Annotated in this window: 8 protein-coding genes; 1 reads left to right on the top strand and 7 read right to left on the bottom strand. The window is 44.5% G+C overall.

All coding sequences use genetic code 11. The annotated features are described in order from the left end of the window. Positions 1-183 precede the first annotated feature (183 nt). The 3 genes from OA79_RS01580 to uraH all read right to left on the bottom strand — a co-directional run bounded on the left by OA79_RS01580 (position 184) and on the right by uraH (position 3,215). Positions 184-1,161: an aldose epimerase family protein gene (locus OA79_RS01580; protein WP_063331455.1), complete on the bottom strand. Its 978-nt coding sequence runs from the start codon at positions 1,159-1,161 to the stop codon at positions 184-186. Positions 1,162-1,423: 262 nt separating this feature from the next. Beyond that, positions 1,424-2,578: an FAD-dependent urate hydroxylase HpxO gene (gene hpxO / locus OA79_RS01575; protein WP_063331454.1), complete on the bottom strand. Its 1,155-nt coding sequence runs from the start codon at positions 2,576-2,578 to the stop codon at positions 1,424-1,426. A 280-nt stretch (positions 2,579-2,858) separates the two neighbouring features. Further along, positions 2,859-3,215 (bottom strand): hydroxyisourate hydrolase, encoded by a 357-nt coding sequence (gene uraH / locus OA79_RS01570; protein WP_063331453.1) that lies wholly within the window; start codon positions 3,213-3,215, stop codon positions 2,859-2,861. Positions 3,216-3,397: 182 nt separating this feature from the next. Here uraH and uraD point away from each other — a divergent pair, with 182 nt between their 5' ends. Continuing rightward, the gene (gene uraD, locus OA79_RS01565) at positions 3,398-3,919 is read left to right on the top strand and encodes a 2-oxo-4-hydroxy-4-carboxy-5-ureidoimidazoline decarboxylase (protein ID WP_063331452.1); all 522 of its coding nucleotides are present in this window, start codon (positions 3,398-3,400) and stop codon (positions 3,917-3,919) included. A gap of 87 nt (positions 3,920-4,006) precedes the next feature. On the opposite strand, the gene OA79_RS01560 is transcribed toward uraD, so the two are convergent. The 4 genes from OA79_RS01560 to OA79_RS01545 all read right to left on the bottom strand — a co-directional run bounded on the left by OA79_RS01560 (position 4,007) and on the right by OA79_RS01545 (position 6,292). After that, positions 4,007-4,645, bottom strand: coding sequence for a hypothetical protein (locus OA79_RS01560; RefSeq protein ID WP_063331451.1), 639 nt, complete (start codon positions 4,643-4,645; stop codon positions 4,007-4,009). Positions 4,646-4,939: 294 nt separating this feature from the next. Further along, on the bottom strand, positions 4,940-5,266 hold the full coding sequence (locus OA79_RS01555) for a hypothetical protein (RefSeq protein WP_063331450.1): 327 nt from the start codon (positions 5,264-5,266) through the stop codon (positions 4,940-4,942). Positions 5,267-5,445: 179 nt separating this feature from the next. Continuing rightward, positions 5,446-5,664: a hypothetical protein gene (locus OA79_RS01550; protein ID WP_063331449.1), complete on the bottom strand. Its 219-nt coding sequence runs from the start codon at positions 5,662-5,664 to the stop codon at positions 5,446-5,448. 25 nt (positions 5,665-5,689) lie between these two features. Continuing rightward, complete coding sequence (locus OA79_RS01545) at positions 5,690-6,292, bottom strand: DUF2589 domain-containing protein (RefSeq protein ID WP_063331448.1); 603 nt, start codon at positions 6,290-6,292, stop codon at positions 5,690-5,692. Positions 6,293-6,308: the final 16 nt, after the last annotated feature.

Here is a 6,308-nt window from a genome sequence, read left to right as displayed (position 1 = left end):
GTCTGGGGTGTGTAATTTGTTTTTAGAGCGAAAGAAAGCGAGGCCTAGTCGGCCTCGCATGGTAAAGCAATCAAAGACGAGATATCCGGTATCTCGTAATACTGTTCCGCTTAAGTGAACAGCGTTAGCCAATGTTGGCCCCTTTTTTGTGGTGCTTTGCGGGTGGTCGAGCGTGTTCATTACCTAGCGAAAGAGGTATTGCGTAATTTGTTCATAAGTTTCTTCTGCGGCCAGTAAAATGGGCGGGAAGTGGGAATGATGAATCGCATCGGGCCAATGTTGCGCTTCAAGCGCCAAGCCTGAGTAGCCTGTTAAGGCCACCTGATTAATGCTGTTGTTCGCTGGTAGGGCGATATGGCGACCATCGTATATTTGAAGACCCGGTTCGGTAGTTTGCAGTTCTAGCTCTATGCCTGTCAACGGGGCTTTAAGCGTCGCGACTTTTTGGATCGATCTTGGGGCCAAAGACAAGCAAAAGTTGGTATCAAGGCCGGGGTAATCGTCGCGACCGATTGTACGTAGATGAGTGAAGTCGAATTGACTGCCAGCGGTGGGGCTGACTTCGCCGGTCGGGATTAGGTCTTGATCGACAGGGAGATAATGGTCTGCATGGACGCAAAGTTTGTGGTCCAGAATAGAGCCATGGCCATCTAGATTAAAGTAGCTGTGGCCGGCTAGGTTGCATAAGGTAAGTTGGTTGCTTGAGGCTTGTATCTTCATTTCCAAGCCTTGTTCCAGTAGTTGGTACGTGACCGCAATGATGAGCTGACCAGGGAATCCCATCTCTTTATCTTGTAGAGTGACTTGAAGGGTGACCCTGTCATCGGATTGTTTGATGATCTGCCAGTTTTTGCAATCGGTCCCATTTGGACCGCCGTGTAATTGGTGTGGGCTAGGGGAAGAGGGAGTGAGTTGATAAAGATGATCCCCAATTTTTGCCTGACTATTGGCAATTCGATTCGCTACTCGCCCTACGATGGCGCCAAAATATCGACATGGGCCTAAGTAATCTGCAACTTGCTGAGAACCGAGCACCATGGAGTGTTGATAGCCTTTTAAATAGACGGCTTGAAGACTCGCGCCAAGCGTTAATATATCAACGGTGATCTGGCGATTACTGAGACGAACTGTTTGCACTTTTGATAAGTCAGTGAGTGACATTTATTACCGTCCTTTTGGGGCAGAAAGGTAGTTTCTGCTGAGCGAACATTTGTTGTTATTGTGTTCTTTTCGGACTGATGCTTTGTGAGCAACTTCCCTAAACAAACATGAAAGAATCATTATTTACTAATCGGGTAATGAAAGGCAAATTTGCGACAGGATTAATGGGGAGTGTTATTGGTTAAAAAAAGCCCACTCACAGTAGTCACTATGAGCGGGAAAACAAACCAGCAAGCATACTGGGGGAGGTTATAGGGCTGAGCTAGGCCAGTGGCCCACCGACTATGGTATTGCGTAAACCTTCGATGATGTTGTCACCTTTTTCTTGGCGTAATTCATCGTACCAAGCTTGGGTTTCCTGCATGTTTTTTCCATGAGTAACATCACAGCGTTTACGAGCTTTTAGAACCAGATCTTTTACGCGGAATCGGCGTTCGGATTGATAGTCGAGCAAAGCGGCTTCTATGTCTGTGTTTTTGGCGAAGCATTGGCCCAACACTACGGCGTCTTCTAGTGCGGAGCAGCCGCCTTGACCTATGTCCGGTGTGGTGCTGTGTGCTGAGTCGCCCAGTAGGGCAATTTTCTCTTTTACTAAAGTGTCGAAAGGTTCGATGTCATGAATTTCGATGCGATTAGTGGTGTCAGGATCGATTGCCGCGATCAGTTTTTGCACTGGCTCAGCCCAACCTGCGAAGTATCCTGCTAAATCTTGCTTAACGCTGTTTTTGTCTTCATCGAGCCCTTTTGGTAGTGGCACATCGAAGAAGAAATAAAAACGTCCATCGGCGATTGGCATAATGGAGACGCGTTTGCCTTCGCCAACAAAGGTTGTCCATTGGTTTGCTGGTGCAATGTCTTCGTCTATGTCCACCAAGCCATTCCAGTTAACGTAACCCGCATAACGGCGTTCTGTATCATAGCCTAAGACATGAGCGCGCACTTTTGAGTGCGTACCGTCGGCGGCAATCATGACGTCACCGGAGACTTGTGTGCCATCGGTGAAGTAGGCGGTCACACCATTCGCTGATTGTTCAACGGACTCAATGCGTTTGCCGAATTGAATTTTCTCTTTGCCCCACCAATCGATCATTTGGCTTTGTAGATCGGCGCGAGACACTGGGCAAGGGCGTTCACCCACCGCTTCGACTAATGGCGTTAAGCTAAATTGCGTCATAACCGTACCTGTTAGGCCATCCTGGTAGGCTAAATAATGCATGGGGCCACCCAGTTGATCCATGATGTGGCCCATGCCGAGATGATTCATGCATTTGACGCCATTTGACCAAATAGACAGTGCGGCTCCGACCGGTTTAATTTCTTTTACGGCTTCAAAGATGTCACATTCAATACCTTGTTGTTTAAGAGCCGCTGCAGCGGACATACCACCGATACCAGCGCCAATGATCAATGCTTTCATCTTGTTATTACCTCATTGCTAAATACAGATGTTGATTGTTTGTCTAATTTGAATCGCTTATTGCAGTATTTAGTCGCAATAAATGTGCCACGAAACAAATGATCCCAAAAAATAATTTGTGAAACCTTTGTTTTATTGGCTTTGAGTGAAAGCGTTTGTTGAACAAGTGGACAAAAAAATGACTCACCAGAGTGAGTCATTTTATGTAGAAGGATGAAAGTTGTGAGTTAACTTGGTGCGGATGCCTTTTCTTGGTGCGATGGAGCGGGGGTAAATCGTACTAGCTACCGCGATACGTGCTGTAAGAATAAGGCGAAACCAGCAATGGAATGTGATAGTGCGAAGAGTCGTCACTGATGCCAAAACGAATATTGACGACGTTTAAAAAGCTTGGGCTAGGCAATGGAACACCTTGCTGTAAAAAATAGTCTTCTATGGCAAATTCCAGTTCATACACTCCGCAGACAAAGTCTTGCTTGTCTAGTAGTGGCGCATCACAGCGCCCATCGGCGTTGGATGTCGTAGAATGAATTAGCTCTTTTTGACCATGATGATTATGTCGAAATAATTGTATGTTGACTCCGGCTGCCGCGATGCCTTTTGTGGTGTCTAGAATGTGTGTTGTGAGATAGCCCATTTTGTCTCCTCAATAAAGTTCAATAGGTGAAGTTAGCCTATTTTTTGCAGATCAAACGTCCACTGGTTGAAATGATGATGAAAGCATTGTTTCATAGTAGTCAATAAATGTGCCATATGTTTTATGGTTTTTAAACGATGTTCCTATCACGTCTTTTTGTGGTGGGCGGTTGGAGAAATGAAATGTCTAAGCGAGAAGCCGTACTAACGACCACAGATGAAATGGAATTCGTAACACTACTTGGTAGTATTTATGAACATTCCTCTTGGGTTGCGGAGCAGCTTTGGCGACTTAAATCGCAGCATCCAGCGGGTTCTTATGATGATATGTCGAAAATTCAGCAGGCGATGCGAGGCATTGTGAATGCCAGTACAGAGGAGGAGAAATTAATCTTACTCAGAGCACATCCAGATCTCGCAGGTAAAGCGTCTCTTTCAGGTGAGCTGACGGATGCCTCTAAATCGGAACAAGCTGGCGCAGGATTAGATCAATGCAGTGAAGATGAGTTAGCCCACTTTTTGCAACTGAATGATGCCTATCACAGCCGCTTTGGCTTTCCTTTTATTATGGCGGTAAAAGGGGCGACGAAGGCACAAATTTTGGCTGGGTTTATTGAAAGAAGCCCAAATGATTGGCGAACCGAATTTGATCGCGCGATGCAGGAAGTTCATAAAATAGCTGGGTTTCGATTGGCCGAGTTTTAGGTATTTTCAAGGTAACAAACCCACTTATTGATACGAAGTAAGTGGGCTTGTGAATAGAGGGAGTGGCGTTTCCCCTGAGTGTTCTGGTTATTTTTTAGGGAAGAGTCGAACGACAACGTGTTCAAAACCATTGGCTTTAATTTTTCGTTTTGCCGCATCGCCGGTTTCTGTCCAAGTCATTAACTCACCTTTTTTGTCGATGTATACATAGTGTTGAATTTGGTCTTTTTGAGGGCCGGCACCTTGTGCTTTCATGATGCCATAAATGCCTTCTCCTAGGTGCTTGGTGGTATTGCTCCAAAGCTCGTCAATGGTGGGATATCGATTGAAAATTTGAATCATCATTGGGAGGCGATATTTACGTTCTAAGTAGTCACAGATGGCTTCGGGAACCAGCCCAAAACCAGGACGGTTCGTCCAATCCCAATGGGTTACGCCTAATAATTCCTCGAGTGTGATGTTACTGTATTCACCACCAAAGTCCCCCGTAAAATTGAGCGATTGATTCAGTGCGGTGGCCACTTTATCTGTACCAATTAAGCGATCGTGCTCGATCTGTGTTCTGAGCCAATGTTCAGCAAAATTGGTGCTACTGCCGTAAAGTCGTTCGAAGTCCTCCAGTGTCATTTTGTTGTTGTCGATCAATAACTGAATCATGTGCGTGAAACCACAGATTCCCTTATCGTCCTGAGAAATTTGTGATTTGTCTGTAAAATTCTTGCCCATAAATATTCTCCAAAATTGCTTTGATGTCTGTTTATTGTCTAGTAAATGATGTGGACTCTCTTGGTCAAAGTTAGGGGGATTGCGGTGTAATTAATGGAGTAATTTACGGTGTAATGAACGGAGTAATTCATCGTCAAAAAAGCCTATTGAATGTGACGGCGATGAAGTGTCTGGCTAGTATGGAGAGGCTTAACCTTGAGAAGGGAAGAGTGTCTATTTGAGCAGAGCGAAAGTGATGCGAAGATATAAAAAAGGCCAGCGTGTCTGCTGGCCCTGCTATTCACAAAGAATGGCTTATTGTGCTGTGAGTTCTTCTTTCATGTCTTCCACTAAATCACAAGACCAGCCCCAGGCGATTTGCTTTTCGACAAATTCGGCCGCTTTATTTTCACAGTATCCTGCTTTATTTTTAGCGTTCCAAAGTGTCTTAGTGTTTCCCGCTTTAGTGTACTGAACTTCACAAGGTAGACGATTACCTTCTGGGTAAACCACTTCAATCACGCGGTTTTCATTATCATGGACACATAAAGTTTTTCTGTTTTCGATGGCGTTTGCTGACGTCGCAAGGCCAGCCAAAACTAGGGTCAGTCCAAAAGCTAAAGACTTATGTAATTTAGTCACAGCGAATTCCTTTCAAATATCATATTGGGTTTGGGGATAGCTTGATCAACCATTTCCAGCAAGGTAAATGATTTGTAAATTAATGTAACTGATTGTTATGGCAGGATCAATGTGAAATCTTTACAGAAGGAACAAGTAACAATTCGCGCTGAGTCGAATTGTTACTCATCGTTTGTGTTTTATGAGACGTGTTGTGCTTGCTCTACCGCATCCTGACGGATTTCTTCAAACTTATTGAATGCCTGAGCCACCTTTTGTGTTTCCGAGAAAGAAAGGGAAATAGAGGTGTGACATTGAGGGTTGGAACACTTAAAGCTTTGCCCCGCTAGCAGTAAATTGGATTCAATAACAATAGGGGATTGGCAATCTGGGCAATTGATTTCAGTTTTAACACTCATCTTGTTTCTCCTTATTAAGGTGATGTTAATCTTTTGATGGAAGTGGGGCTAAGTTTTTGGTGAATATGTCTAAAATCGCTGTCATGCCTTTGGGCAGTGGTAATTGCCCTGCGGTAAGACTGACTTCGTAATTAGCGCCTGCAGAAGAATTCCCAGAGTCTTTCCCTTTGCTAGACAAAGTACCATGTAGTTCGGTATCAAACTCATGAGATTTATAAGCGTCTGTCATGCCTTTGCTGATAGAGCGTTGTTTGCGTTCTGTTGAGGTCTCTTTGGTAAATTCCCGAGAGCTTTTGACTTCCATTTGAAATGAAATTTTCAGCGTCTCAATCGCCAATGAATTAATCGGAATTAATGTCATTAATGGGATAGCAAAGTCCATTTTAATCGGATTTGCACGGGGGGTACCTTGTGATGTCAGTACCTGCCTCTCTAATTGAAATTTAATCATCACTGGACGTAAGTCGTCACTTTCCTCAGAAGTCTTTTCAAAGCAATTGGAGATGATGAACTGTGTTTGAGATTGCGCAATCATTGCATTGGCATCGGTGGCGGCTTTTAAGGGCGCACCGATGAGTGCTTTCATCGGCAGTCCAGAAAATTGATTTGCGATACTTTTAGTGGCCATTGGGTGTTCCTTTTAA

The sequence above is a fragment of the Marinomonas sp. TW1 genome (assembly GCF_001625355.1).
Lineage (GTDB): Bacteria > Pseudomonadota > Gammaproteobacteria > Pseudomonadales > Marinomonadaceae > Marinomonas.
Note: the sequence above shows the minus strand (reverse complement) of the source record. Positions and strands in the feature narration are given on the sequence as shown.